Here is a 26,039-nt window from a genome sequence, read left to right on the forward strand (position 1 = left end):
TAGCTTCTAAACTTTTCTTCCCTTCTTTTTAAAGAATTCACATCAAGAAGCAGCATGCAAGGATAATAATCAGATTAGCCTTATCAAAGTGTTTATACCAAAGTGGATTACATAGATAATATATCTAGCAAAATAGTAAATATGTATAGGAATAGGCGTGGTGTATAAATGGCTGAATTAACATTGAGCAAGTTACAAGAATTAACATTGAAAGAAATCTATGCTCTAGCAAGAGAATATAAAGTATCCTATTACGCAAAATTAACGAAGAAAGAACTAATTTTCTCCATTTTAAAAGCTCAAGCGGAGAAAGACGGGTTCTTATTTATGGATGGTATTTTAGAAATTATTCCTTCAGAAGGATTTGGTTTCTTAAGACCAATTAACTATTCACCAAGTGCAGAGGATATTTATATTTCTGCATCTCAAATCCGCCGTTTTGATTTAAGAAATGGGGATAAAGTTTCTGGGAAAGTTCGCCCTCCAAAGGAAAATGAACGTTATTATGGTCTATTGCATGTTGATGCGGTAAATGGAGAAGACCCTGATTCTTCGAAAGAACGTGTTCATTTCCCAGCATTAACGGCTCTATATCCAGATCGTATTATGAAACTGGAAACAAACCCGAATAAATTATCGACAAGAATTATGGATTTAATGGCACCAGTAGGATTTGGACAGCGTGGATTAATCGTTGCACCGCCAAAAGCTGGTAAAACAATGTTATTAAAAGAAATTGCCAATAGCATTACTAGAAATCACCCAGAAGCAAAATTGATTATCCTACTTGTGGACGAGCGTCCGGAAGAGGTAACTGATATTGAGCGTTCGGTGAGCCCAGATGTGGATGTAGTTAGTTCCACATTTGATGAAGTACCAGAAAACCATATTAAAGTATCCGAATTAGTATTAGAGCGTGCCATGCGTTTAGTAGAGCATAAGCGCGATGTCATCGTATTAATGGATAGTATTACTCGTTTAGCACGGGCGTATAACTTAGTCATTCCACCGAGTGGTCGTACATTATCAGGTGGTATCGACCCTGCAGCATTCCACCGTCCAAAACGTTTCTTCGGTGCTGCTCGTAATATTGAAGAGGGTGGAAGTTTTACTATTTTAGCAACAGCTTTAGTTGACACTGGCTCCCGTATGGATGACGTTATTTACGAGGAATTCAAAGGTACAGGTAATATGGAACTGCATCTAGACCGTAACCTTGCGAACCGTCGAATTTTCCCTGCCATCGATATTTTACGTTCAGGTACTCGTAAAGAAGAGTTGTTAGTTTCGAAAAGTCAGTTAGATAAAATGTGGGCAATTCGTAAAACGATGCAAGATACACCGGATTTCTTAGATCGTTTCTTGAAAAAACTAAAATTATCAGAAACGAATGATGAATTCTTACAAAAATTAGAAGAAGAAATGCAGCGTAAACGAGCTAGTAGATAGGCATACTAGTAGTAGATATAGGAAATAATTTCTTAAGGAAAAGGCTTTTTATCTATTGCAAACTGTTCTTTAGACTGTTATAATTTTTTAGTGAGTTTAGAAAAGGTAAGGTATATGCCTAACTTTGCTCTTAAATTAACTCTGTTTCCTAAGGATTCAGGGCAGAAGGAGTGAATGAAATGAAAGAAGGAATTCATCCAGAATACAAAAAAGTTGTATTTCTAGATACTAGTTCTGATTTCAAATTCTTAAGTGGATCAACTAAGAGCTCTAACGAAACAATCGAATGGGAAGATGGAAACACATACCCATTAATTCGTGTGGAAATCAGCTCTGAATCACATCCATTCTACACAGGTAAGCAAAAAGCTGACACTGTTGGTGGACGTGTGGATCGCTTCAAGAAGAAATATAATATGAAATAAAATTGGTGGTTCTGTACACCAACTGATAGAAATTTGATTTGAGTTTACTCATTTCATCAAAAAACAGGCAAATCGATTATGCTTTGCCTGTTTTTTATTTAAATACTTAAATAATAAATGATTGAAACTATAGATGAAGAAACGAAGGGAGATCCCAGAACATGTATGTTATGAAGCAAAGCGGCTGGCTAGAAGTAATCTGTGGCAGCATGTTTTCCGGTAAATCCGAGGAGCTAATCCGTCGAGTAAGAAGAGCAACTTTTGCTAACCAACAAGTTCAAGTTTTTAAACCTGCGATTGACAACCGATATGATGATGTTGCTGTTGTATCTCATAATGGTACGGCAGTTGAAGCATTTCCAGTAAGTAATTCCTCTGAAATTTTTGACAAGCTCCATGAAAATGTAGAAATAGTCGGAATCGATGAAGCACAATTTTTCGATGAAGACATTGTTTATGTTGCAGAGCAGTTAGCTGATCGTGGGATCCGTGTTATTGCAGCTGGCCTTGACCAAGACTTCCGCGGTGAACCATTTGGTCCTATGCCTGAGTTAATGGCTCTAGCTGAATCAGTTTCAAAACTAAATGCCATTTGCCCAATCTGCGGATCTCCCGCAAGCCGCACACAGCGCTTAATTAATGGACAACCTGCATCTTACAATGATCCGATCATCTTAGTAGGTGCATCCGAATCTTATGAACCAAGATGTCGTCACCATCATGATGTCCCAAATCGCCCAACTAGTGTCGGAATGAAAAAGTTAATGAATGTTAGTGAGTAATGAGCGCACCCTTATAGTAGGGTGCCTTTTTTCATGTTTCATGAATAGAGGAGTGAAGAAAAAGTTATGATGTTCATTCGTAATGTATCCTGCACTTTCTCAAAAAGAACTTTGACCTTCCCTCCTCTGTATACTATAATTAGAATGTTAATCTGAGTGAGGTGAACGTGATGTTAGATCGATTACAAACGTTAGAAGATCGTTATAATAAACTGAACGAATTATTGAGTGATCCGGAAGTTATAAGTGATACGAATAAGTTACGTGAGTATTCCAAAGAACAGTCTGGACTGGAAGATGTTGTGCAGGCTTATCGTGAATATAAAGATGTGACGGAAGAACTCCAAGGTGCTAAAGAGATGCTCGAGGAAGAGTCGGACAAAGAAATGCAAGATATGGCAAAAGCAGAGATCTCTGAGCTATCAAAAGCAAAAGAAGAGCTAGAGGAAAGAATGAAAATCCTTCTTTTACCGAAAGACCCGAATGATGATAAGGACGTTTTCGTTGAAATTCGTGGTGCAGCTGGTGGTGATGAGGCAGCTTTATTTGCTGGTGACCTATTCCGTATGTATACAAGATATGCAGAAAGCCAAGGCTGGAAAACAGAAGTGATGGATGCTCACACAACTGGTGTAGGTGGATATAAAGAAGTAATTTTCATGGTAAAAGGACAAGGTGCTTATTCTCGTCTGAAATATGAAAATGGTGCACACCGTGTACAACGTGTACCAGAGACAGAATCTGGTGGCCGAATTCATACGTCGACTGCAACTGTTGCGGTATTACCAGAAGCAGAAGAAGTAGAAGTAGAATTACATGATAAAGATATTCGTGTCGATTTATTTGCTTCCAGTGGTCCTGGTGGGCAAAGTGTTAACACAACAATGTCTGCTGTACGTTTAACACACTTACCGACAGGGATCGTTGTTTCGATGCAAGATGAAAAGTCACAAATTAAAAACAAAGAAAAAGCGATGAAAATCTTACGTGCTCGTGTTTATGATAAATTCCAACAAGAAGCACAGGCAGAATATGATGAACATCGTAAATCCGCGGTTGGTACTGGGGACCGCTCGGAACGAATTCGAACGTATAACTTCCCACAAAACCGTGTAACCGATCACCGTATTGGTCTAACGATTCAAAAGCTAGACCAAATACTAGAAGGTAAGCTAAATGAAGTTATAGATGCACTTATTTTAGAAGAACAAGCGAAAAAACTAGAGCAAATCGGTGAATAATATGAGTAAAAAACAATACGAAGTCCTAAATTGGGCTTCTCTTTTTTTAGAAAAAAATAATCGGGAACGTCGAGTTGCTGACCTATTACTTCAGCATCATCTAGGGGTTAATCGAACACAGTATTTTGCCCAAATGCGTGAAGATATTCCTCGAGAAGTGATCGAGAGGTTCCAGGAAGATATTATGAATCATGTGGAAACAGGAGTTCCAGTTCAACATCTAATCGGGTATGAAGAATTTTATGGTAGAAAGTTTTTCGTAAATAATCATGTCCTTATTCCACGACAAGAAACAGAGGAATTGGTTCAGCGTATCATTTCTCAAACTGCAAAAGATATACCGGTTACTATTGTGGATGTAGGAACGGGAAGTGGGATTATTGCAACTACGTTAGCACTAGAGATACCACATGCTACTGTATATGCTACAGATATATCACAAGAGGCATTAAGAACTGCGGAGAGAAATGCGAATAACCTGCAAGCACGTGTCACGTTTTTACAAGGGGACTTTTTAGCGCCTGTCATTGCTGAGCAAATTCAAGCAGATATGGTTGTCTCCAACCCGCCGTATATTTCAGAAGCAGAACGTCCGGAACTATCGGATACGGTAGTAAATTTTGATCCAGAACTTGCCCTATTTGCCAAAGACAATGGACTAGCTGCCTATAAACAGATTGTCAAACAGCTTCACCATGTCATGAAACCAGGTGGACTAGTTGCTTTTGAAATTGGTTATTTACAAGGGGAAGACGTGAAACAAATAATTAATGAAGAATTTCCCTATGTCACAGTTACAGTAGAAAAAGATATGAATGGCAAAGATCGAATGGTATTTGCAACAGGATTTTAAATCGGGGGCACACTACATGAACTATATTCAATCAAAATGGATGGCCACACTTTTAGTAATTCTCTTCATCTGTATGGTAGGACAAGTAGTCATCCATTGGAACACGAACATAAAAAGCGTAGTCTTTAATGGAATTGGTGCACTTTGTATCGGAACTGCACTACTTATAATTTGTAAAAGAAAACAAATCTGAGTGGAGAAGGCGTATCCTAGAAAAAGGATGCGCCTACTAAAACTCACTTAAATCTTCCCACCCATAAACGAATTCTACTAACTTCTTCCCAGCAATTTCTAACTCTTCCGTCCCAATTCGTTTTGCTCCTAATGATTCATAAAAATAAGTTGCACTATTTTCCGCTAATACTAATACCAACATACGATTAATCCCATTTTCTTTTAAATACTGAACAATAGGTTCAAGTAATTTTGTTCCTAGGCCGAGTCCTTGATATTGCTCTAGTATATAAATGGCATATACTTCACCTTGGTAATCAGGATATTTTCCGAATCGCTCTAATCCACCACTTGAAAAACCAACAATTTCACCAGCTTCATTTTCAGCAACAAAAACTTGATGATGTGGTATCATTTCCTTCCATCTTTCTTCTCGGTCCGCATAAGACATATTTTCTAAAAATGAATTTGGAACAATCCCCTTATACGTCGTACGCCAACTATCTACATGTACTCTAGCAATTCCTTTTGCGTCTTGAATCGTTGCTACACGAACATTCATTAGATATCCTCCTAAACTATTTTTTTAAAAAACTAGATTACTAGTTTAAAAAGTTTCCCGCCTGTCCATACTGTGACTAAATCAAGATTGGGGGACGGGAAAATGAAAAAACTTGGAATTGGAATAATAATTCTAATTATGATAGCACTAACTTTACCAATCAATGGTCAAAGTAAAGAAAATAATAATCAAGATTATGAAGTGATACCTGATGATGCGATACGCTTACGGATCTTAGCGAATAGCGATAATGACAAAGATCAACAAATCAAGCAGGCAGTCCGTGATAATGTAAATGCAGCAATTACCGAATGGGTTGCACATATAACAGATATTGAAGAGGCAAGAACATTGTTAGAAAATAGAATCCCAGAAATAAGTGAAATTGTCAAACAAACATTAGAGGAACAAGGGGAAAATCGTGATTTTGACGTAGAATATAATGATAGTGTAAGCTTCCCAACGAAAATATATGGTTCCTACTTATACCCAGCAGGTGAATATGAAGCAATTCTAATTACAATTGGTGAGGGCGATGGTTCGAATTGGTGGTGTGTTTTATTTCCTCCTCTATGCTTTTTAGATTTTGCTAGTGGTATTAGTGTGGCAGATGCAAGCCCAGGTGGATTTGAAGAAGAAGCAGAGCAAGATACAGGATTAAAGATTAAATTTTTCCTATTAGAATGGTTAGGATTGTCATAGATTTAGAAATTTGTGCATAAGATGATAGAAAAGAGAGATTCTAGAAAATGGAATTTATAGTAAATAAACATGCTAACCATGGATAGGGGTGTAAGAATGAAACTAATTGCAGCAAATGAAGTAGAACAAGAAAGAATGGAAGCATTTCTTAAAACAACGGATCAAGTGGATTATGAAAGCTTAATAAAAGAAGGGTATGTTGTTGAAATTGGTGATGATATTAAAGGGTGTTTTGTCCTCTCTACCGTAGAGGAGGGAGTTTACTGGTTAAAACAGCTTTATATCGCAAAAGAAGCAGCTCAAAACCTACCTGTACTATTAGAAACGATCATTGTGTTTTCAAAAACGAAACAAGCGAAAAAGCTTTATGTGCATAGCCACCAACCAGTTGTGGATATTTTATTGGGGGCTTTACAATTCCATCCACAAAAGGAAGCACTCCTTGTGAATAAGATGAACCGAAAAGGTGGAAACTGGTGGGCGTATGAAGTTTCCTAAAGAAATTTCAGTAAAGCGTATACATGACAGAATAATATATTATTTATACACATAATCCACAAGGGCCTGTGCACAAGTTGTGAGAAAACTGTCGATAAGTGTATTTTTAGTGGAAAACATGTGTATATATAAAATTAATCAAACGTTTGTTTGCAAAACCTGTGGATAAGTCTACGGGTTTTCTTTTAATTTTGTGGATAACCATATTGTTTTGCTAAACATTTTCCTTTCAGATAAAATGAGAAAAGGAAAAGAGGGACTTTACGTATGATAGAAACAAAACGTTGGAATGTGGATACGAACAAAGAACAGAATGAAAGAATGATTATAGAAGCGGCAAACGAGTTAACTTCAGGTGGAACAGTTGCCTTTCCAACTGAAACCGTATATGGGCTTGGGGCAGATGCAACAAATGAGGAAGCGGTAGCGAAGATTTTTAAAGCAAAAGGTCGTCCCCAAGATAATCCACTAATTGCACATGTTGCTACAAAGGAACAGTTAATGCAATTAGTTAACGATGTTCCTGCTTATGTGGACAAATTAATCGAGACTTTTTCTCCCGGGCCGATTACATATGTCTTAACAAGTAATGGTACAAGTGCTGCAAATGTAACAGCTGGATTATCAACAGTCGGCGTACGAATTCCGAGTCATCCAGTTGCATTAGCTCTACTTCGAGCTTGTAATACACCAATTGCTGCACCAAGTGCGAATCTATCAGGAAAGCCTAGCCCGACGACGGCTGATCATGTGTGGGAAGATTTAGCTGGTAGAATCAATGGACTTGTTGATGGTGGTCCAACTGGTGTCGGTGTGGAATCAACTGTTGTCGATTGTACACAAGATATCCCCATTATCCTTAGACCAGGTGGAATTTCAAAAGAGGAATTAGAAGAGGTCGTAGGAACGGTGATGGTGGATCCTGCATTATTACATGCCGATTCAAAGGAAAAACCGAAAGCACCTGGAATGAAATATAGACATTATTCTCCGGATGTTCCTATGTGGTTAGTAGAAGGGGGAAGTGCTCGGTTACAAGCTGTTTACGATGAGCTAGTTGCAGAAGGGAAGCAAGTTGGTATTCTTGCTAATCGGAATACATTAGAAAAACTAGAAGTTCAGCAAAGTATTTCACTTGGAGAATCGTTGGAAGATGTAGCAGCAAGTCTTTACGATGGGCTAAGGAAGTATAAACAAGGTGATGTGGATATCATCCTTTGCGAGACCTATCCACAAATCGGCATTGGACAGGCGATAATGAATCGGCTGAAAAAAGCGGCGAGTAGGTATGTGGAAGAGTAAATGATGATGAAACTTTTCTTCTTATAAATCGTATATATAGTATACCAATTTACCTAGGAGGATGGGTCATGGACATTATCATTTTTATCGCCTCTTATCTTTTATTAAGTATCATTGGTTCCTTAACATATGTGGGCTTTGTTTTATTATTTTTCTCGTTTATGAAAAAGCGATTTAATATGAATGAAGTGAAGTGGAATACAGTGTTTTCCTATCGAAAAGGAAAAGGGTTGTATTACATATTAATCTTTCCATATGTCTTAACCATCGCTTTCATATTCTTCTTAAGTATCGCTTGGTTTAATTTCATTAATTTTGAATATAAAATTGTAGCAGTAGTATCTTTACTACTCATTACTACGATTAGTGCAGTAGTGAAATTTTCAAAATTACGAGGTATGCTGCCAGAAAAATTTCAAAGTAATTATTAACGAAACTTAGTTTCTCCCATGAATATCCCGGTTATATTCCTTTTCACTAAAACATATAGTGTAAAAGGCATGTCCGAGGAGGAGAATTCATGGGTGAATTAATTTCAATTATCGTGATGGCAACAGCAATAGGAATGGATGCATTTTCTGTAAGTCTTGGACTTGGGATGCAGCGTATAAGACTAAAGCGAATCGCCTTTATTGGCATCATAATCGGACTCTTTCATATTATAATGCCCTTTTTAGGCATTGTAGTTGGTAAATTTATATCAGCACAGATTGGTGACTGGACCTTGCTTGCAGGTGGATTGCTACTATTTGGTATTGGTGCTCATATGCTATTTTCCGCTTTTAATCGTGAAGAAAAGAAAGTTACGAGAACAACAGGTATTGGATTAATTATTTTAGGACTTAGTGTTAGTATTGATAGCTTTTCCGTTGGTCTAAGTCTAGGGCTATCTGGAATGAAGACCGCACTAATGCTCATCGCCTTTGGACTGGCTAGTATGGTTTTAACTTGGATTGGCATGCTCATCGGAAGAAAAGTGCATGGCATACTAGGAGCGTATGGAGAAATATTAGGTGGAAGTATACTGTGTGGATTTGGATTGTACATTTTGTTTTAAAAGTATAAAAGGATCCGTCTCCTACCAATTAGATGGTGTAGGTGAAGCGGATCCCTTTTTGTGATATTAAATGTTGTAATATAAGTATTACCCGATAATGCTATATTTTCCGTGCCTAACAACTGTATTTGGCATTTCATACCCTAACACTTTAGCTGCATCTTTGTCTAACTCAACTAACACACTATTTTCCCTTACTTGAAAAACTTTTCCTTCATATTGGTTGTTTCTCCGATCAAATAAAACTAAATCCCCTACGTTCGCTGTAACCTGTTTATCCATACTATTCCCTCCCAAAGGTTTATACCTAAATGAGACTTCTCTATATTGTATAAGAAATTACTAATAAATATGTAAACGTTTACGAAGCGCCCATTTAATATTTAGTGAAATGGTAACGACAAATAACATGTTGCTTATTTTCTATAGTAATACGAATGAGTGAAAATTACTATTAATAATTCCCATTTTTCTATAATACACTGAATTTTTACTAAGTATTTCGACCTATTTCGACTTCATTTATAAGCTAAAAGATTCAATTTGATAGAGTAAAGCTTTTCTTATGATTTCCCATAGATTAATAATTCAATGACGGGAATGAGCGGTAGAATTTTGGAGTGTTTGCTTATCATTCTTTTCTGTCAACTGTCTGTATTCTATGGTATATTTTAGATAATAACCATTTGCGCGTTACGAATGGAATTGGAGGTTAATACATGAAGATTTTATTTGTATGTACTGGTAATACTTGTCGAAGTCCAATGGCAGAAGCATTATTAAAAAATAACATGCCACATGCAGAAGTGAAGTCGGCAGGGATTTTTGCAGCAAAGAATCAACGAGCTTCCAAACATGCTGTTCAAGTGTTAGAAAATAAAGGAATAGCATTAAATCATCATTCCCAACCAGTAAGTGAGAAGCTATTAAACTGGGCAGATATTGTCTTAACAATGACAACTGGACATAAGCGATCACTTATCATGCAATTCCCTAACTATCAAGACAAGTTCTATACGTTAAAGGAATATGTCTCTGATTCCGATAATCAAATATGGAATGATATAAAAAAACTTTATGCGGAATATGAAGAAACGAAAATGCAAATCATCCAGGAAAATGAACATAAATTAAATCAGCGACTTCTAGAAGAAAAATTGAAGAAGCAATTGGGACCAACTATTGAGAAAATTAATCAGTTAGAGAGCAGTCTAATCAACTATGATATTTCCGACCCGTTTGGTGGAGAAATAGATGCGTACCAAAAAACACTAGATGAGTTGGAAGAATATATTAAACTCTTAATAAAAAAAATATAAACTTAGTTTTCGGGGGAAACGAGATGCGAAAAAAATACCGATTTGGCTTGCGTTCGAAGCTTGTATTATTTACAACAACTCTTGCGTTAATCACCTACTCAACAAGTGCCTTATTCCTATATTTTCTTTATGATTACGTTCAAGAATTATGGCCAATATCTAAAGAAATGTATACATTAATCATTTTAGTATTAGGGATATTCTGGTCTGGTGTGTTAGCATATTTTGCTGCAAGGATTATTACGAAACCATTAAACCAATTAGCAGAGGCTGCAAGTGAAGTGGCAGCAGGAAATTTAAATCAAGAGGTTGCTATTCCTTCATCAGATGATGAAATCCGTGCATTAAGCACATCATTTAATACGATGTTAAAGAATCTACAGGAAATGGTGCATAATATAGACAAGCATTTTAACACGACAAACCAATCGGTTATTGAACTTCGTGATGCCGCAAGTCAAGTATCGCAACATTCCGAGTTAATTAGTGCATCTATTGATGATATTTCCAAAGGAGCCGAGAACTCCTCAGAAGCGGTTCAACAAACAGTAGAGGCAGTAGAAGAAGCAACAGTTCTTGCAGAAAAAGTACAAGAAAAAGCTGGCCAATCGAAAGAGAAGTCAACGACGATGTTAGAAACTTTAGGGAAAAGTAAGCTCGTCGTTAATCAGTTAGTAGAAGGCATTCAAAAATTAGCTAATGAGCAAGAAGTGTCTTTAAAAGATGTTAATCATTTGAAAGAGAATGCATCGTTAGTAGAATCCATTATTACAATGGTTGGTGAGATTGCCGATCAAACAAATTTACTTGCTTTAAATGCTTCTATTGAAGCGGCTCGTGCGGGAGAGCATGGAAAAGGATTCGCTGTAGTTGCCGATGAAATCCGTCGACTAGCTGATCAAAGCGCTCAAGCAGTACAACGAATTTCTGGGCTTATTGAAGCTATCCAAGAAGATGTGAATCAAGTAGTAAGAAAAATAAATGAAAATGTTCAATTTGCAGTGAAAGAAGCTAACAATGGTATTACAACCAATGAAACAATTGAACAAATGTCTAGTTCTGTACAAGAAGTTGCAGGTGAAATAGATGTCATACTTGAACTTGTGAATCAACAGCTTGCTTCTATTCAAGCAACAGCAGCACAATCACAAGAAGTTGCTGCAATCGCCCAGGAAACTTCTGCAGGAGCAGAGGAAGTGAATGCTTCAATCCATGAACAGGCTGCTTCCATTGATACGGTAGACCATTTAGTACATGATTTAGAAGAACAAGCAACTGGGCTCAAAAAACAAATTCAAAAATTCCGAGTCCAATAAAATACATCATAAGAAGGAGTGTTTCGAATGAGAGTTATTATTTCAGGTGACCATGCAGGGATGACTATTCGTAATGAAATTAAGAGTCTATTAGAAGAAAAAGGAATCGAATATGAAGATATTGGTTGTAGTTGTGAAACGTCTGTAGACTACCCAGACTATGCACTCCCTGCTGCAGAAAAAGTAGCAAATGGTGAATTTGACCGTGGTATTCTTGTTTGTGGTACAGGAATCGGAATGTCAATTGCAGCAAACAAAGTAAAAGGAATTCGCTGTGCACTACTTTCTGATGTGTATAGTGCAAAACTTACCCGAATGCATAATAATTCCAACATGATTGCATTAGGGGAACGTGTTATCGGACCGGGGCTAGCAAGAGAAATCGCTGAAGCTTGGTTAGATACAGAATTTGAAGGTGGAAGACATGAAAGACGTCTTGAAAAAATTACAGCTTATGAAGGTAAGACAGAATAATGGAGTGAAGGACAATCCTTTACTCCTTCTCTAAATAAGGTGATCATATGCAAGTAGAAAAAATAAAATCTGATGTTTTGGCAATTATCTCCGAATTGGAAGAAGCCGATTATTTGCAGGAAGGCTCTATTTTTGTCATTGGTTGTTCTACAAGTGAGGTTGCTGGAGAGGCAATTGGAACAGCTGGCAGTGAAGAAATCGCCGCAGAAATATTTAAAGGGTTGAAAGCGCTTCAAGATAAAACGGGTATTATGCTTGCATTTCAATGCTGTGAACATTTAAACCGGGCATTAGTCATCGAGCGCGAAACGATGATGCGATACCAGTTAAATGAGGTATCCGTTATTCCAGTACCAAAAGCAGGTGGATCAATGGCATCCTTTGCGTATAAAAATATGAAGAATCCTGTAGTTGTTGAGCATATACAAGCACATGCTGGCATCGATATTGGCGAGACGATGATTGGCATGCACTTAAAACAAGTGGTTGTACCAGTACGTCCGAAACAACGCAGCATAGGGAATGCCCGCGTCAATGTCGCAAAAACCCGTCCGAAATTGATCGGTGGGAGCAGAGCGGTGTATAGATAGGAAGCGTACATAATGAGTAAGGTATTAGTGTTTTTTTAACAATATAGAAAACAGGGAGGATTTAACATGGAACATTTAAAGCAAACTGATGTGGAATTATTTGAAGCAATGGAAGCAGAAAAAAAGCGTCAACAAACGAAAATCGAACTAATCGCATCCGAGAATTTCGTCTCTGAATCGGTGATGGAAGCAATGGGATCTGTTTTAACAAATAAATATGCAGAAGGTTATCCTGGTAAACGATACTACGGCGGATGTGAGCATGTCGATGTAGTAGAAGACTTAGCTCGTGACCGTGCGAAAGCTTTATTTGGTGCAGAGCATGCTAACGTACAGCCACATTCCGGAGCACAAGCGAATATGGCCGTCTACTTTACAATTCTTGAGCCAGGTGACACCGTTCTTGGAATGAACCTAAACCATGGTGGACATTTGACCCATGGTAGTCCAGTTAACTTCAGTGGTACATTGTATAATTTCGTTGAATATGGTGTGGAAAAAGAAACAGAAGTATTGGATTATGAAACAGTTTTAGAGAAAGCGAAAGAATGTAAGCCTAAACTAATTGTAGCTGGAGCAAGTGCTTATTCTCGTACGCTTGACTTTGCTAGATTTAGAGAAATCGCAGATGAAGTAGGCGCATATTTAATGGTAGATATGGCACATATTGCTGGATTAGTAGCAGCAGGACTTCATCCAAATCCTGTTCCATATGCTGATTTTGTAACTACAACAACTCATAAAACTTTACGAGGACCACGTGGTGGAATGATCCTTTGTAAAGAAGAATATGCGAAGAAAATTGATAAGTCTGTGTTCCCAGGTATGCAAGGTGGACCATTAATGCATATTATTGCAGCAAAAGCTACTTCATTTAAAGAAGCACTATCTGATGACTTTAAAGAATATTGTAAGCAAATCATCGCCAATGCAAAAGTACTTGGAGAAGCATTAGTAGAAAACGGTATCCGTGTCGTATCAGGTGGAACAGATAACCATTTACTATTATTAGATGTCACTCCTTTACAAATTACAGGTAAAACTGCTGAACATGTACTAGATGAGATCGGAATTACAGTAAACAAAAACACAATCCCGTTTGATACGGAAAGTCCATTTATTACAAGCGGCATTCGTATCGGAACGCCAGCTGTTACAACGCGAGGATTTAAGGAAGAAGAAATGCGCGAAATCGCAAGCATTATTTCCATGACTCTAAAGAATCATGAAGATGAAGCAGTATTAAAAGAAGCAGCAGCACGAGTGCTTGCTTTAACGGAGAAATCACCGTTATATGTGTAATGGGTTTTTGAATGAAGAATATTGATTTTATGTAGGCATACTAACTATTGATGTAGTTGGTATGCCTTTTGATTTGGGGGAGGGTGTGGGTGTAGGGAGAGAATTTTTGGTGTGTTAGTAACTGATGAGTGCCCGTAGGAGTAGGAAATTCAGAGTAACGGTCACTCATAGGTCAGATGAGTGCCCGTAGGAGTAGGAAATTTGGTGTAACGGTCACTCATAAGCGTGATGAGTGTCCGTAGGAAGAAAAAACTCGGTTAACGGTCACTCATAGGTGTGATGAGTGCCCGTAGGAGTAGAAATTACAGAGTAACGGTCACTCATAGTTGTGATGAGTGCCCGTAGGAGAAGAAATTTTAGAGTAACGGTCACTCATAGGCGTGATGAGTGCCCATAGGAAGAGGAATTATATTGTAACGGTCACTCATAGTTGTGATGAGTGCCCGTAGGAAGATAAAACTAGGTGTAACGGTCACTCATAAGCGTGATGAGTGCCCGTAGGAGAAGAAATTTTAGAGTAACGGTCACTCATAGTCGTGATGAGTGCCCGTAGGAATAGGAATTATAGTGTAACGGTCACTCATAGGCATGATGAGTGCCCGTAGGAGAAGAAATTACAGAGTAACGGTCACTCATAGGCGTGATGAGTGCCCATAGGAGAAGAAATTACAGAGTAACGGTCACTCATAGTCGTGATGAGAGCCCGAAGGAGGAGAATTTAAAGAGCAACGGTCACTCATANGCCCGAAGGAGGAGAATTTAAAGAGCAACGGTCACTCATAGGCATGATGAGTGCCCGTAGGAGTAGAAATTACAGAGCAACGGTCACTCATAGGCGTAATGAGTGACCGTAAGAAGATGAAATTCATAGTAACGGTCACTCATCCCAGTATGATTCCCCAAAATAACAGACATCCAGCCCCAACAGACACTCAACCATCCACAAATAACCCCCGCTCCAACAAAAATTTCAAAACAACTAGAAACGAGCCTTGAATAACTGTTTATTTTTCTGTACAATTTGAAGGATGTAACTTTTTGATAAGGAGTGGTCGTTAAATGGGAAATGTACATGTTTTAGATCATCCGTTGATCCAACATAAATTATCATTTATTCGAAACAAGAATACGGGAACGAAGGAATTTCGTGAGTTAGTGGACGAGGTAGCTATGTTAATGGCCTTTGAAATTACTCGTGATTTACCTTTAGAAGAAACAACTATCGAAACACCAGTAACAACGGCAAAAACAAAAGTGTTAGCTGGGAAGAAAATTGGATTAGTTCCAATTCTTCGTGCAGGACTTGGTATGGTGGACGGAATGTTAAAATTAATTCCTGCTGCGAAAGTTGGCCATGTTGGGTTATACCGTGATCCGGAAACATTAAAGCCAGTTGAATATTATATTAAATTACCTTCTGACATTCAAGAGCGTGAATTGATCGTAATTGACCCTATGCTTGCAACGGGTGGATCTGCAAATGATGCGATTCAGTCATTAAAAAATCGTGGTGCGAAACATATTCGATTAATGTGCTTAATCGCTGCCCCAGAAGGTGTAGAAGTTATTAGGGAAGCACATCCAGATGTTGATATTTACTTAGCAGCATTAGATGAAAAATTAGACGAACATGCATATATAGTACCAGGACTTGGAGATGCAGGAGATCGTTTATTCGGTACGAAATAAGTTAAATAAGCAAAAGAGACTTTCAATTGTGGAAGTCTCTTTTTCTTATGAAGAAAAACACCTCATGTATGATAATCCCATATTTTACAAAGAATAATATGGGAGGAGTTGACTTAATGTGCGTTATTTACTATTAACTGGTGCATTTCTATTTATTTTTATGATGCTACCATCAACGGGATTTGCAAAAGAAGAGAAACAAAAGATTATTATTGAAGTTGATGGCGACCCAGCGGAACATAAAGAATATATTGAGGCATACCATCCGTTTATTGAGATTATCGCTACATACGATACATTATTTACAGGTTTAGCATTACAAGGTTCACCAGATGCACTTCAAAAAATGGGGACATTAGACTTTGTTAAAGCAGTCCACACTGTCCGTACTTATCAAACAACAAACACTGTTCCATATAAAAGGATAGAAGAAGCAATAGATGGTAACCCACAATTAGTCATTCCGTATTCACTTAATAATACGAGATATACAGGAGATGGAATTACAGTTGGAGTAGTAGATACTGGCATTGACCACCAGCACCCAGACTTAACAACGAATTATTCTGGTGGGTATGATGTAGTAGATTTAGATGACGATCCGATGGAAACGTTAGAGACTGAGGGGATGCCAACGAACCATGGTACACATGTTGCAGGAATAATCGCAGCGAACGGCAATTTAAAAGGAGTTGCCCCTAATGCAGAGATTCGAGCATATCGTGCACTTGGGCCAGGTGGGTCAGGAACTTCTATTCAAGTAATTGCTGCTATGGAACAAGCAGTAAAAGATGGAGTCGATATTATTAACCTCTCCTTAGGTAATTCTGTAAATGGACCAGATTATCCGACAAGTATTGCAGTCAATCGAGCGTCTGAACTAGGAATTGCAGTTGTCATTGCCAATGGGAATAGTGGTCCAGATAATTGGACGGTTGGAGCACCGGCAACAGCAACTAGTGCAATGGCGGTTGGAGCATTTGCTAACGCTGAGAAAGTTCCAATATTATATGACCCATTTTCTGATAAAAAGATTGACATCACACCAATGGTCGGTTCTGTACCTTGGGATTTTTCCAAAGACTATGAAATTCTGCCAAAAACAGCGGAAGACTTACAAGGGAAAATTGCACTTATTCCAAGGGGGGAAGTCCCCTTTTATGATTTGGCAAAGCAAGCAGAGGATAAAGGTGCGATTGGGGTAATTATTTACAATAATGAAGAAGGAGCTTTTCAAGGGTCGATTACTGGCAGGGAGGAACCGATTCAAATTCCTGTCGTATCCGTTACAAAAGAGGATGGAGAGTGGTTGGAGCGGTTAATTAATGAGCAAGAGCATCCATACATTGATACGGTTTTTGTAGAAACAAAAAGTGGTATTGCTTCATTTAGCTCAAGAGGACCTGTTGCCGTAAATTGGGAAATTAAACCAGATATACTTGCTCCTGGAACGAATATTGTCAGCACGGTTCCGGGAGGGTATCTTCCATTACAAGGAACAAGTATGGCCGCTCCCCATGTTGCGGGGGTAATGGCGCTCATAAAAGAGGCCCATCCAGACTGGACGAATAAGCAAATTTTTGGAGCGATTAAAACGACTGCAGAACGGATGTATGATGAGAATGGAAATCCAGTCGAACCAGTTGTACAAGGGATGGGGAATATTAACCCGAAAAAAGCGATAGAAACACCAACGATTATTTATAATCCAACATTATCTTTTGGAAAAGTCAATGAATACCGGAAAACAGAAACTGTGGAACTAACGATAGAAAATACAACGAAACAAGATAAGGAATATGCTTTTCGCATCCCTAAGAAAGAAAGCGGACTTAGTTGGAATTTACCGATGGCGTTCACGGTAAAGGCAGGGGAAAAAGTAGAAGTTCCTGTGGAGTTAAATATTACATCTTCCATGGTAGAGGAAGGTATTCATCAAGGTTGGTTGGAGTTACAATCGGAAGGCGATACATATCACTTACCTTATCTATTTATTAATGAGACGGCAGATTATCCAAAAGCTCAAGGATTTGAATTTTCATTAAAGGCTTTTTCTAAAGATGAATATGTCTATCGTCTTTACTTAACCGATGAAGTAAAACAAGTAGAGGTCGAACTATATCATCCACAAACTTTAATCTATGACCGGACCCTTCTAAAAATAGATGAGCCAACAATTGGAATGAATGAAGGGTATATAGATAAGAAGGATTTAGGGGCACCTGGACGATATGTAGCAAGCATAACGATGCAACTAGCAAATGGCGACTTTGAAACGTATGAAACGGAATTGTACATTTACCCGGATCTATAGATAAAAGTAGAAAGAGAATGATGCATGTAGGAGATTTAGCGACACCTCCGAACATGCATCATTCTTATGCCAAAAATCAATAAAAATTTAATAAAATAGAATACCCCCCTATCGTTCACAAAACTGTCACCATTTTAGCTATAACTTTCGATATAATGAGAGGGGAAACATTCCAAATACCTTATAAATTCTTGAGGATTTGGAGACAAAAAATGGAATGTATAATTTATGTCGATTTTAATGGTATTCGATTGACAAGTAAAGGTTGGCTAATGTAAACTGACTTAGTGTGGAAAGCGAAATGATAAGGTTTTCATACAACTGAAAATTACGTGCCGAAAAGGGACATACATACATCGAGTTGTTAGAAAACTCTCCACAATTTTATCCCCAAACGCTTCTTGAAAAGGAGTGATTATGATGGGGGAGAAACCGTATCGAGCAATTGTATTAGCAAGTGCAGTTTCTGCTAATTTAGCAGGTGGTGCAATTCTAGGGATTTTCATCGGCGGTTGGCTTGATAAGACAATAGCAACAAAACCAATCTTTACAATTATTGGACTATTGTTAGGGCTAGCTGCGGGAATCTATGGAATGGTAACAACCGTAAAAAAATTCACAGAAACGGGAGAAGAATAAGGAATGACCAACAATGAAAATCAATACGCCCGTCAACGAAAGTGGATGTTTTACTTATTAGCAATTCTAGTACTTGGAGCAGGATTTACTCCTTATCACCGTATTTTCCTCGGACTGTTACTAGGTAGTGCTGTTAGCTTTTATAATCTTTATCTTTTACAAAAAAAGACAATTGAATTCACCGAAGCAGTCGTAAAAAGTGAAAAACCTAAGGGGTTAGGGATGTTCTCTCGATTTGCCGCAGTTGCTTTAGCAGTCATCATTGCACTTCGCTATGAAGAGCATTTTCATATGATTGCAGTCATCATTGGATTAATGACTTCCTATGTAGTCATTATGATAGATTTTTTTCTAAACAAAAATAAGGACAGCGCTTGAAAGAGGGGTGAATAAATATGGATCATGGAGCGCCGATAGTACACGACGTTTTTGGAATATCTTGGCTAGATTTCAACTTGTCGAACATATTGATGATCACTGTAACATCCTTAATTGTGTTCATCCTTTCCGTTCTTGGTGCAAGGAAGTTACAAATGAAACCAACTGGTGCTCAAAATGTTATGGAATGGATCCTTGACTTTGTTAAAGGAATCGTTAATGACACAATGGATTGGAAAACAGGAAAACTGTTTCTACCATTAGCACTAACTCTATTTTCTTATATTCTAGTAGGAAATATGCTTGGTGTTATGACAAATGGAATATATGATCACAATGTTTGGTGGAAATCACCAACAGCAGATCCAGCTCTAACATTAACACTAGCAGCAATGGTAATTGTTTTATCGCATTTCTATGGAATCAAACTACGAGGTGGAAAAGAGTATATAAAAGACTATTTCCGTCCACTACCATTTCTATTTCCAATTAAGATTATTGAAGAGTTTGCGAATACGCTTACTCTAGGCTTACGTCTATTCGGTAACTTATATGCCGGAGAAGTACTACTAGCTCTATTAGTAGGATTAGTATCAGGCTCATTCTTTGGATTAATAGGTGGAGCAATTCCATTCTTAGCATGGCAAGGATTCTCTGTATTTATCGGAGGTATCCAAGCATTTATCTTCACAATGCTTTCTATGGTATACATCTCACATAAAGTAAGTGAAGAACACTAATCTCATGAATCAACCAGTTTTAATATATTATTAAAACCGGACATTATTAAAATATTATTTATATATTATAAGGAGGATTTATATTATGACAGCATTAGCAGCAGCATTAGCAGTAGGTTTAGGAGCACTTGGTGCAGGTATTGGTAACGGTCTTATCGTTAGTAAAACAGTTGAAGGAATCGCTCGTCAACCTGAGTTAAAAAGTTCACTTCAAACTACAATGTTCATTGGGGTAGGTCTAGTAGAGGCTATGCCTATCATCGCAGTAGTTATCGCCCTACTAGTAATGTAGTAATTAGATATTCAACTAAAAATGGCGAAGATTGTCCAATGAAACTTCGCCGTTGTTTTTACATGTAGCGATTAGTTATGTTGAATCAGGTTGAAAGGAGTGAATTCAGTGCAATCATTCGCAACTATTTACGCTGGTGGCGTAATTTGGGGATTCCACGTTGGTGACATGTTATACCAATTATTATTCTTCGCAATTCTACTATTCCTAGTGCGTAAATTCGCATGGGGTCCAGTAATGAACATGATGAAAAAACGTGAAGAATATGTTGCTAACGAGATTGAAGCAGCTGAAAAAAGTCGTATCGAAGCTGAAAAATCAGCAAAAGCAGCAGCTGAACAGTTAAAACAAACAAAAATGGAAGCACAAAAAATTATCGAAGATGCAAAAACTGCTGGTATTAAACAAGAGCAAGATATTATAGAATCTGCTCGTCAAGAAGCAGATCGCATCAAAAAAGCAGCACAAGCAGAAATTCAAAACGAAAAAGAAAAAGCACTTCAAGCACTTCAAGATCAAGTGGCGTCCTTATCTGTTCTTATTGCAAGTAAAGTAATTGAAAAAGAACTAAGTGCACAAGATCAAGAGAAGTTGATCAATGAATACATTAAAGAGGTAGGAGAAGAGCGATGAGTGAAGCAATAGTTGCCAAACGTTATGCAGATGCTCTTTTCCAACTCTCAGGTCAAAAAGCAGCACTTAATGATACTTTAGAAGAGTTACGTGTTGTGAAACAAGTTTTCGGAGAAAATAAGGAATTACATGCATTCCTAGCACACCCACGTGTTACAAATGAGAAAAAACAAGCATTTCTAAATGAGGTTTTTACAGGAGTTTCGAAAGACGTATTAAATACGTTAAAAATTCTCGCTGTAAGACACCGAATTGGACTAGTATCTGAACTAGTAGATGCGTTTGAAGCACTTGTAAACGAAGCTAGTGGTGTAGCACAAGGAGTCGTATATTCTGTTCGTAAGTTATCCGATGCTGAAAAAGCAGAACTAGAAGCTTCTTTTGCTAAACGTCTGAATAAATCAGTAGTTAAACTTGATAACGTAATTGACACGACTATCGTTGGTGGTGTAAAAATCCGCATGGGTAACACAATCTTTGATGGAACAATTAGTGGAAAATTACGTCGTATTGAGCAAAATATTAAACTTGCGAACATTTGATGATAGGGGTGAAATGGTATGAGCATCAAAGCTGAAGAAATTAGTAAGTTGATTAAACAGCAAATCGAAAATTTCGATTCAGATATTGAAGTAAGTGATGTCGGAACAGTTATTGAAATTGGGGACGGTATCGCACGTGCTCACGGTCTAGACAATGTCATGGCTGGAGAGCTTGTTGAATTCTCTAACGGTGTAATGGGACTTGCTCAAAACTTAGAAGAATCTAACGTTGGTATCGTTATTCTTGGTCCTTACACAGGTATTAAAGAAGGCGATGAAGTTCGCCGTACAGGTCGTATTATGCAAGTACCAGTTGGTGAGGAACTAATTGGTCGTGTTGTAAACCCATTAGGGCAAGCAATTGATGGTGGTAAACCAATTGAGACAAGCAAAACTCGTCCAATTGAAGCAGCAGCACCAGGTGTAATGGATCGTAAATCTGTTCATGAACCACTTCAAACAGGTATTAAGGCGATTGACGCACTAGTACCAATCGGACGTGGACAACGTGAGCTTATCATTGGAGACCGTCAAACTGGTAAAACAACTGTAGCAGTTGACACAATCTTAAACCAAAAAGACCAAGACATGATTTGTATCTATGTTGCTATCGGTCAAAAAGAATCTACTGTTCGTTCAACAGTTGAAACTTTCCGTCGTTACGGCGCATTAGATTATACAATCGTTGTATCTGCTGGTGCATCTGACCCAGCTCCATTATTATACCTTGCTCCATATTCAGGTGTAACAATGGGTGAAGAGTTCATGTATAACGGTAAACATGTACTTGTTGTATATGATGACTTATCTAAACAAGCATCAGCATATCGTGAACTTTCCCTATTACTTCGTCGTCCTCCAGGTCGTGAAGCATTCCCAGGGGATGTATTCTACTTGCACTCACGTTTACTAGAGCGTGCTGCAAAACTAAGTGATGCACTTGGTGCTGGTTCACTAACTGCATTACCATTTGTTGAAACTCAAGCAGGTGACATCTCTGCTTATATTCCAACAAACGTTATTTCTATCACAGACGGACAAATTTTCTTACAGTCTGACCTATTCTTCTCTGGAGTACGTCCAGCGATTAACCCTGGTCTATCTGTATCCCGTGTTGGTGGATCTGCACAAATTAAAGCGATGAAGAAAGTTGCTGGTACATTACGTCTAGACTTAGCTTCATTCCGTGAACTAGAAGCATTTGCTCAGTTTGGTTCTGACCTTGATAAAGCAACTCAAGCAAAACTAAACCGTGGTGCACGTACAGTTGAAGTACTAAAACAAGGCTTACATAAGCCACTTAAAGTTGAATATCAAGTAGCAATCATCTACGCACTAACTAAAGGATTCCTAGATGATATCCCAGTTGAAGACATCACTCGTTTCGAGTCTGAATTCAACGTATGGTTAGATTCTAATAAACCAGAATTACTAGCTACAATCCGCGACACTGGAAACCTTCCAGAAGCAGAAGATATGAACAACGCAATCGAATCATTCAAAAAGACATTTTTAACATCAGATAATTAATAAATACCTTGAGAGTGAAGAGTGAAGTTGGGATAAAACAAAAGGATGACTTTGTAGCGAACAATAGCTTTGTTAGCTCCGGGAATATGCGGAGACTCCAGCGGGAGGAAAGGCATCGGTAAGACCCCGCAAGAGCGACAGCTCTGAGGAGGCTTACCAGCCGCCCGCGGAAAGCGAAGCATATTCCCGGAGCGGGTAAGACGCACTTACTTTAGCATTGTTTGAACAATACTCTCATCAATGAACTTTTATCCCAAACTTCTCCCTTGAACTCAGCTAGGAAAGGGTGGTGAAAAAGCTTGGCATCACTTAGAGATATTAAAAAACGTATTGATTCAACTTCTAAGATGAAAAAAATCACCAAAGCAATGGAAATGGTTTCAGCATCCAAAATGAACAAAGCTGAACAGAATGCCAAATCATTCGTTCCATACAGTGAAAAAATGCAAGAGGTAGTTGCAAGTATCGCAAAACATACCGACGCAACTCACCCAATGCTACAATCACGCGAGGTGAAAAAAGTTGGCTATATCGCCATTACTGCTGATAGTGGATTAGCAGGTGCATATAATGCCAACATCCTACGAAAATTGAACAATACGATTCAAGAAAACCATACATCAACAGATGAATATACAGTTATTGCAATCGGAAGAATGGCAGTTGATTTCTGTAAAAAGCGAGGGCTTCCAGTAGCAAGAAGTATTACTGGACTACCAGATCAACCATCATTTGCAAACGTGAAAGACCTAGCGTCTGAAACGGTACAAATGTTTACAGATGAAGAGATTGATAAACTAGTGATTATTTATAACCATTATGTCAGTGCAATCTCACAAGTTGTTACAACTAATCAACTACTGCCAATCGAAGCAGTGGATACAACAACAGGAACAAGCAGCCAGTACGAATATGAGCCTAGTGAAGAACAGATTTTAGAAGTACTGTTACCACAGTATGCTGAAAGTCTAATCTATGGTGCATTACTGGATGCAAAAGCAAGTGAACATGCTGCACGTATGACGGCTATGCGTAGTGCAAGTGATAACGCGTCTGATTTAATCGACGGCTTAACCTTGTCCTTTAACCGTGCACGCCAAGCAGCAATCACACAGGAAATTACTGAGATTATTGGTGGAGCTAGCGCACTAGAATAGTCTTTAGGAAAGTAAGTTAGGAGGGAAATCTCATGAGCAAAGGACACGTTACTCAAGTAATGGGGCCAGTCGTTGACGTTCGATTCGATGACGACCAGCTTCCTGAAATTTATAACGCATTAGTTGTCAAACTAGAAGATGGTGGATCACTAACTTTAGAAGTTGCGCTTCACCTAGGTGATAACTCTGTCCGTACTATTGCGATGGCATCAACAGATGGTCTTACACGAGGCATGGAAGTTGAAAACCTTGGAAGACCGATTTCTGTACCAGTTGGTGACGTCACTTTAGGACGTGTATTTAACGTATTAGGAGAAAAAATTGACTTAGATCCAGATCTTCCAGAAGGAATTCGTCTAGATCCAATTCACCGTCCAGCTCCTAAATTTGAAGAACTATCAACAGAAACTGAGATTCTAGAAACTGGAATTAAAGTTGTTGACTTACTAGCACCTTATATTAAAGGTGGTAAAATCGGATTATTCGGTGGTGCCGGTGTTGGTAAAACTGTATTAATCCAGGAATTAATTAACAACATCGCTCAAGAGCACGGTGGTATCTCTGTATTCGCTGGTGTTGGAGAGCGTACTCGTGAAGGAAACGACCTTTACTATGAAATGAAAGACTCTGGTGTTATCGCAAAAACAGCGATGGTATTCGGACAAATGAACGAACCACCAGGTGCGCGTATGCGTGTAGCACTAACTGGTCTTACAATGGCGGAATACTTCCGTGATGAAAAAGGCGCAGACGTGCTATTATTCATCGACAACATTTTCCGTTTTACACAAGCAGGTTCAGAGGTATCGGCACTATTAGGTCGTATGCCATCTGCGGTTGGTTACCAACCAACACTTGCAACGGAAATGGGTCAATTGCAAGAACGTATTACATCAACTAGCAAAGGTTCAGTTACATCTATCCAAGCGATTTACGTACCAGCCGATGACTATACGGACCCGGCTCCGGCTACAACATTCGCTCACTTAGATGCAACAACAAACCTTGATCGTAAACTATCTGAGCAAGGTATCTACCCAGCGGTGGATCCACTTGCATCAACATCTCGTGCCCTAGACCCAGAAGTTGTTGGAGAAGAGCACTATCAAGTAGCACGTGAAGTACAGGCTACACTGCAAAAGTACCGTGAATTACAAGACATCATCGCTATCCTAGGTATGGATGAGCTTTCTGATGAAGATAAATTAACGGTAGCTCGTGCACGTCGTATCCAATTCTTCCTATCTCAAAACTTCCACGTAGCAGAACAATTTACTGGTCAACCAGGATCTTACGTACCAGTTCAAGAAACTGTTAAAGGATTTAAAGAGATTTTAGAAGGTAAATACGATGACCTACCAGAAGATGCATTCCGTCTAGTTGGACGCATTGAAGAAGTAGTTGAAAAAGCGAAAAGCATGGAATAATAGACTAACAGGGGAATCCTCCCCTTGACGTCTTTAGGAGGGGTTACATTGAAAACACTAACTGTGAGTGTTGTTACTCCTGATGGCCCGGTATTAGAAGATACGTATGAAATGGTTAGCTTAAAAGCAGAAAATGGTGAACTCGGTATTTTACCAGGGCATATTCCATTAGTTGCTCCGCTTGCAATTTCAGCTGTTCGCTTAAAGCGTGATTCAGGTGAAGAAAAGCTAGCCATCAACGGTGGTTTCTTAGAGGTTCGCCCAGAGAAAGTAACAATTCTTGCTCAATCTGCTGAAAAACCTCAAGATATCGACGTTAATCGCGCTGAAGCAGCGAAAAAACGTGCAGAAGACCGTCTTCAATCAAAAGATGATCATATTGATCGTCTACGGGCAGAATTAGCACTCCGTCGAGCAACAAACCGTTTGGATGTCGCTCAAACAAGATAATATAAGTAATAAATCCTCTATGACATTGGCATAGGGGATTTTTATTTTGAGGAGAATGGTGGGAGATGAGTGACGTTAGGATGAGGTTTCTCTAGGTAACGGTTACTCATGAGGTGGATGAGTGACGTTAGGGAGGGAATTCTTTGTGTGATGGTCACTCATGAGGTGGATGAGTGACGTTAGGGAAGGGATTCTTTGTGTG

30 protein-coding genes are annotated in these 26,039 nt (G+C 38.5%); 28 read left to right on the top strand and 2 right to left on the bottom strand.

The features are described 5' to 3' along the window. Positions 1 to 168 precede the first annotated feature (168 nt). The 6 genes from rho (at position 169) to IEV35_RS02480 (ending at position 4,943) form a co-directional block, all read left to right on the top strand. Positions 169 to 1,449, top strand: coding sequence for a transcription termination factor Rho (gene rho / locus IEV35_RS02455; protein ID WP_188383110.1), 1,281 nt, complete (start codon positions 169 to 171; stop codon positions 1,447 to 1,449). A gap of 179 nt (positions 1,450 to 1,628) precedes the next feature. Continuing rightward, positions 1,629 to 1,874 carry a type B 50S ribosomal protein L31 gene (locus IEV35_RS02460; protein WP_188383111.1) on the top strand — a complete coding sequence of 82 codons (246 nt, stop codon included), beginning with the start codon at positions 1,629 to 1,631 and terminating at the stop codon, positions 1,872 to 1,874. A 161-nt stretch (positions 1,875 to 2,035) separates the two neighbouring features. Next, a complete protein-coding gene (locus IEV35_RS02465; RefSeq protein ID WP_188383112.1) occupies positions 2,036 to 2,656 on the top strand; it encodes a thymidine kinase in 621 nt (206 codons plus the stop codon). Between the two features lie 170 nt (positions 2,657 to 2,826). Then, entirely contained in the window at positions 2,827 to 3,897 is a 1,071-nt protein-coding gene (gene prfA, locus IEV35_RS02470; RefSeq protein WP_188383113.1) for a peptide chain release factor 1, read from the top strand. Between the two features lies 1 nt (position 3,898). After that, positions 3,899 to 4,750, top strand: a complete 852-nt coding sequence (prmC, locus tag IEV35_RS02475; protein WP_188383114.1) for a peptide chain release factor N(5)-glutamine methyltransferase — start codon at positions 3,899 to 3,901, stop codon at positions 4,748 to 4,750. A 16-nt stretch (positions 4,751 to 4,766) separates the two neighbouring features. Further along, positions 4,767 to 4,943, top strand: coding sequence for a hypothetical protein (locus IEV35_RS02480; RefSeq protein WP_188383115.1), 177 nt, complete (start codon positions 4,767 to 4,769; stop codon positions 4,941 to 4,943). Between the two features lie 36 nt (positions 4,944 to 4,979). Here the strand turns inward: IEV35_RS02480 and IEV35_RS02485 are convergent, their stop codons facing one another. Next, positions 4,980 to 5,486, bottom strand: coding sequence for a GNAT family N-acetyltransferase (locus tag IEV35_RS02485; protein WP_188383116.1), 507 nt, complete (start codon positions 5,484 to 5,486; stop codon positions 4,980 to 4,982). Positions 5,487 to 5,588: 102 nt separating this feature from the next. Between IEV35_RS02485 and spoIIR the strand changes: the two genes are divergently transcribed. From spoIIR to IEV35_RS02510, 5 genes are all read left to right on the top strand, one after another. Continuing rightward, positions 5,589 to 6,188: a stage II sporulation protein R gene (gene spoIIR, locus IEV35_RS02490; RefSeq protein WP_188383117.1), complete on the top strand. Its 600-nt coding sequence runs from the start codon at positions 5,589 to 5,591 to the stop codon at positions 6,186 to 6,188. Between the two features lie 96 nt (positions 6,189 to 6,284). Beyond that, positions 6,285 to 6,686 (top strand): GNAT family N-acetyltransferase, encoded by a 402-nt coding sequence (locus IEV35_RS02495; RefSeq protein WP_188383118.1) that lies wholly within the window; start codon positions 6,285 to 6,287, stop codon positions 6,684 to 6,686. Positions 6,687 to 6,953: 267 nt separating this feature from the next. Further along, the gene (locus IEV35_RS02500; RefSeq protein ID WP_188383119.1) at positions 6,954 to 7,988 is read left to right on the top strand and encodes an L-threonylcarbamoyladenylate synthase; all 1,035 of its coding nucleotides are present in this window, start codon (positions 6,954 to 6,956) and stop codon (positions 7,986 to 7,988) included. A gap of 68 nt (positions 7,989 to 8,056) precedes the next feature. Beyond that, entirely contained in the window at positions 8,057 to 8,419 is a 363-nt protein-coding gene (locus IEV35_RS02505) for a hypothetical protein (RefSeq protein WP_188383120.1), read from the top strand. An 89-nt stretch (positions 8,420 to 8,508) separates the two neighbouring features. Then, on the top strand, positions 8,509 to 9,045 hold the full coding sequence (locus IEV35_RS02510) for a manganese efflux pump MntP (RefSeq protein WP_188383121.1): 537 nt from the start codon (positions 8,509 to 8,511) through the stop codon (positions 9,043 to 9,045). Positions 9,046 to 9,132: 87 nt separating this feature from the next. On the opposite strand, the gene IEV35_RS02515 is transcribed toward IEV35_RS02510, so the two are convergent. Further along, complete coding sequence (locus IEV35_RS02515; protein ID WP_188383122.1) at positions 9,133 to 9,327, bottom strand: DUF2187 family protein; 195 nt, start codon at positions 9,325 to 9,327, stop codon at positions 9,133 to 9,135. A 437-nt stretch (positions 9,328 to 9,764) separates the two neighbouring features. On the opposite strand from IEV35_RS02515, the gene IEV35_RS02520 reads away from it, so the two are divergent. The 17 genes from IEV35_RS02520 to IEV35_RS02600 all read left to right on the top strand — a co-directional run bounded on the left by IEV35_RS02520 (position 9,765) and on the right by IEV35_RS02600 (position 25,837). Then, positions 9,765 to 10,364 (top strand): low molecular weight protein arginine phosphatase, encoded by a 600-nt coding sequence (locus IEV35_RS02520; RefSeq protein WP_188383123.1) that lies wholly within the window; start codon positions 9,765 to 9,767, stop codon positions 10,362 to 10,364. A 23-nt stretch (positions 10,365 to 10,387) separates the two neighbouring features. Beyond that, positions 10,388 to 11,680, top strand: coding sequence for a methyl-accepting chemotaxis protein (locus tag IEV35_RS02525; protein ID WP_188383124.1), 1,293 nt, complete (start codon positions 10,388 to 10,390; stop codon positions 11,678 to 11,680). Between the two features lie 27 nt (positions 11,681 to 11,707). Continuing rightward, entirely contained in the window at positions 11,708 to 12,154 is a 447-nt protein-coding gene (gene rpiB, locus IEV35_RS02530; protein ID WP_188383125.1) for a ribose 5-phosphate isomerase B, read from the top strand. Between the two features lie 47 nt (positions 12,155 to 12,201). Continuing rightward, positions 12,202 to 12,744 (top strand): TIGR01440 family protein, encoded by a 543-nt coding sequence (locus IEV35_RS02535; protein ID WP_188383126.1) that lies wholly within the window; start codon positions 12,202 to 12,204, stop codon positions 12,742 to 12,744. 66 nt (positions 12,745 to 12,810) lie between these two features. After that, positions 12,811 to 14,046 carry a serine hydroxymethyltransferase gene (gene glyA, locus IEV35_RS02540; protein ID WP_188383127.1) on the top strand — a complete coding sequence of 412 codons (1,236 nt, stop codon included), beginning with the start codon at positions 12,811 to 12,813 and terminating at the stop codon, positions 14,044 to 14,046. Positions 14,047 to 15,105: 1,059 nt separating this feature from the next. After that, positions 15,106 to 15,735 carry a uracil phosphoribosyltransferase gene (upp, locus tag IEV35_RS02545; RefSeq protein ID WP_188383128.1) on the top strand — a complete coding sequence of 210 codons (630 nt, stop codon included), beginning with the start codon at positions 15,106 to 15,108 and terminating at the stop codon, positions 15,733 to 15,735. 118 nt (positions 15,736 to 15,853) lie between these two features. Beyond that, on the top strand, positions 15,854 to 18,049 hold the full coding sequence (locus IEV35_RS02550) for a S8 family serine peptidase (protein ID WP_308419756.1): 2,196 nt from the start codon (positions 15,854 to 15,856) through the stop codon (positions 18,047 to 18,049). Between the two features lie 420 nt (positions 18,050 to 18,469). Continuing rightward, complete coding sequence (locus IEV35_RS02555; protein ID WP_188383129.1) at positions 18,470 to 18,688, top strand: AtpZ/AtpI family protein; 219 nt, start codon at positions 18,470 to 18,472, stop codon at positions 18,686 to 18,688. A gap of 3 nt (positions 18,689 to 18,691) precedes the next feature. Beyond that, positions 18,692 to 19,066: an ATP synthase subunit I gene (locus IEV35_RS02560; protein ID WP_188383130.1), complete on the top strand. Its 375-nt coding sequence runs from the start codon at positions 18,692 to 18,694 to the stop codon at positions 19,064 to 19,066. A gap of 17 nt (positions 19,067 to 19,083) precedes the next feature. Further along, positions 19,084 to 19,806, top strand: coding sequence for a F0F1 ATP synthase subunit A (gene atpB, locus IEV35_RS02565; protein WP_188383131.1), 723 nt, complete (start codon positions 19,084 to 19,086; stop codon positions 19,804 to 19,806). An 85-nt stretch (positions 19,807 to 19,891) separates the two neighbouring features. Then, positions 19,892 to 20,098, top strand: coding sequence for a F0F1 ATP synthase subunit C (gene atpE, locus IEV35_RS02570; RefSeq protein WP_188383132.1), 207 nt, complete (start codon positions 19,892 to 19,894; stop codon positions 20,096 to 20,098). Positions 20,099 to 20,266: 168 nt separating this feature from the next. Next, positions 20,267 to 20,731: a F0F1 ATP synthase subunit B gene (gene atpF, locus IEV35_RS02575; protein WP_188383254.1), complete on the top strand. Its 465-nt coding sequence runs from the start codon at positions 20,267 to 20,269 to the stop codon at positions 20,729 to 20,731. Next, entirely contained in the window at positions 20,728 to 21,273 is a 546-nt protein-coding gene (locus IEV35_RS02580) for a F0F1 ATP synthase subunit delta (protein ID WP_188383133.1), read from the top strand. The genes atpF and IEV35_RS02580 overlap by 4 nt, the downstream gene beginning before the upstream one ends. Positions 21,274 to 21,291: 18 nt before the next feature. Next, positions 21,292 to 22,803: a F0F1 ATP synthase subunit alpha gene (gene atpA, locus IEV35_RS02585; RefSeq protein WP_188383134.1), complete on the top strand. Its 1,512-nt coding sequence runs from the start codon at positions 21,292 to 21,294 to the stop codon at positions 22,801 to 22,803. A gap of 299 nt (positions 22,804 to 23,102) precedes the next feature. Further along, complete coding sequence (gene atpG / locus IEV35_RS02590; RefSeq protein ID WP_188383135.1) at positions 23,103 to 23,960, top strand: ATP synthase F1 subunit gamma; 858 nt, start codon at positions 23,103 to 23,105, stop codon at positions 23,958 to 23,960. Positions 23,961 to 23,992: 32 nt separating this feature from the next. Then, positions 23,993 to 25,387 (top strand): F0F1 ATP synthase subunit beta, encoded by a 1,395-nt coding sequence (gene atpD / locus IEV35_RS02595; protein ID WP_188383136.1) that lies wholly within the window; start codon positions 23,993 to 23,995, stop codon positions 25,385 to 25,387. A 48-nt stretch (positions 25,388 to 25,435) separates the two neighbouring features. Beyond that, entirely contained in the window at positions 25,436 to 25,837 is a 402-nt protein-coding gene (locus tag IEV35_RS02600) for a F0F1 ATP synthase subunit epsilon (protein WP_188383137.1), read from the top strand. Positions 25,838 to 26,039: the final 202 nt, after the last annotated feature.

It is taken from the genome of Ornithinibacillus halotolerans (assembly GCF_014637405.1).
Lineage (GTDB): Bacteria > Bacillota > Bacilli > Bacillales > Amphibacillaceae > Ornithinibacillus > Ornithinibacillus halotolerans.

Excerpts from the sequence above, each read along its gene's own strand:
- rho (WP_188383110.1), top strand. The coding sequence starts at position 169 with ATGGCTGAATTAACATTGAGCAAGTTACAAGAATTAACATTGAAAGAA.
- IEV35_RS02460 (WP_188383111.1), top strand. The coding sequence starts at position 1,629 with ATGAAAGAAGGAATTCATCCAGAATACAAAAAAGTTGTATTTCTAGAT.
- IEV35_RS02465 (WP_188383112.1), top strand. The coding sequence starts at position 2,036 with ATGTATGTTATGAAGCAAAGCGGCTGGCTAGAAGTAATCTGTGGCAGC.
- prfA (WP_188383113.1), top strand. The coding sequence starts at position 2,827 with ATGTTAGATCGATTACAAACGTTAGAAGATCGTTATAATAAACTGAAC.
- prmC (WP_188383114.1), top strand. The coding sequence starts at position 3,899 with ATGAGTAAAAAACAATACGAAGTCCTAAATTGGGCTTCTCTTTTTTTA.
- IEV35_RS02480 (WP_188383115.1), top strand. The coding sequence starts at position 4,767 with ATGAACTATATTCAATCAAAATGGATGGCCACACTTTTAGTAATTCTC.
- IEV35_RS02485 (WP_188383116.1), bottom strand. The coding sequence starts at position 5,486 with ATGAATGTTCGTGTAGCAACGATTCAAGACGCAAAAGGAATTGCTAGA.
- spoIIR (WP_188383117.1), top strand. The coding sequence starts at position 5,589 with ATGAAAAAACTTGGAATTGGAATAATAATTCTAATTATGATAGCACTA.
- IEV35_RS02495 (WP_188383118.1), top strand. The coding sequence starts at position 6,285 with ATGAAACTAATTGCAGCAAATGAAGTAGAACAAGAAAGAATGGAAGCA.
- IEV35_RS02500 (WP_188383119.1), top strand. The coding sequence starts at position 6,954 with ATGATAGAAACAAAACGTTGGAATGTGGATACGAACAAAGAACAGAAT.
- IEV35_RS02505 (WP_188383120.1), top strand. The coding sequence starts at position 8,057 with ATGGACATTATCATTTTTATCGCCTCTTATCTTTTATTAAGTATCATT.
- IEV35_RS02510 (WP_188383121.1), top strand. The coding sequence starts at position 8,509 with ATGGGTGAATTAATTTCAATTATCGTGATGGCAACAGCAATAGGAATG.
- IEV35_RS02515 (WP_188383122.1), bottom strand. The coding sequence starts at position 9,327 with ATGGATAAACAGGTTACAGCGAACGTAGGGGATTTAGTTTTATTTGAT.
- IEV35_RS02520 (WP_188383123.1), top strand. The coding sequence starts at position 9,765 with ATGAAGATTTTATTTGTATGTACTGGTAATACTTGTCGAAGTCCAATG.
- IEV35_RS02525 (WP_188383124.1), top strand. The coding sequence starts at position 10,388 with ATGCGAAAAAAATACCGATTTGGCTTGCGTTCGAAGCTTGTATTATTT.
- rpiB (WP_188383125.1), top strand. The coding sequence starts at position 11,708 with ATGAGAGTTATTATTTCAGGTGACCATGCAGGGATGACTATTCGTAAT.
- IEV35_RS02535 (WP_188383126.1), top strand. The coding sequence starts at position 12,202 with ATGCAAGTAGAAAAAATAAAATCTGATGTTTTGGCAATTATCTCCGAA.
- glyA (WP_188383127.1), top strand. The coding sequence starts at position 12,811 with ATGGAACATTTAAAGCAAACTGATGTGGAATTATTTGAAGCAATGGAA.
- upp (WP_188383128.1), top strand. The coding sequence starts at position 15,106 with ATGGGAAATGTACATGTTTTAGATCATCCGTTGATCCAACATAAATTA.
- IEV35_RS02555 (WP_188383129.1), top strand. The coding sequence starts at position 18,470 with ATGGGGGAGAAACCGTATCGAGCAATTGTATTAGCAAGTGCAGTTTCT.
- IEV35_RS02560 (WP_188383130.1), top strand. The coding sequence starts at position 18,692 with ATGACCAACAATGAAAATCAATACGCCCGTCAACGAAAGTGGATGTTT.
- atpB (WP_188383131.1), top strand. The coding sequence starts at position 19,084 with ATGGATCATGGAGCGCCGATAGTACACGACGTTTTTGGAATATCTTGG.
- atpE (WP_188383132.1), top strand. The coding sequence starts at position 19,892 with ATGACAGCATTAGCAGCAGCATTAGCAGTAGGTTTAGGAGCACTTGGT.
- atpF (WP_188383254.1), top strand. The coding sequence starts at position 20,267 with ATGTTATACCAATTATTATTCTTCGCAATTCTACTATTCCTAGTGCGT.
- IEV35_RS02580 (WP_188383133.1), top strand. The coding sequence starts at position 20,728 with ATGAGTGAAGCAATAGTTGCCAAACGTTATGCAGATGCTCTTTTCCAA.
- atpA (WP_188383134.1), top strand. The coding sequence starts at position 21,292 with ATGAGCATCAAAGCTGAAGAAATTAGTAAGTTGATTAAACAGCAAATC.
- atpD (WP_188383136.1), top strand. The coding sequence starts at position 23,993 with ATGAGCAAAGGACACGTTACTCAAGTAATGGGGCCAGTCGTTGACGTT.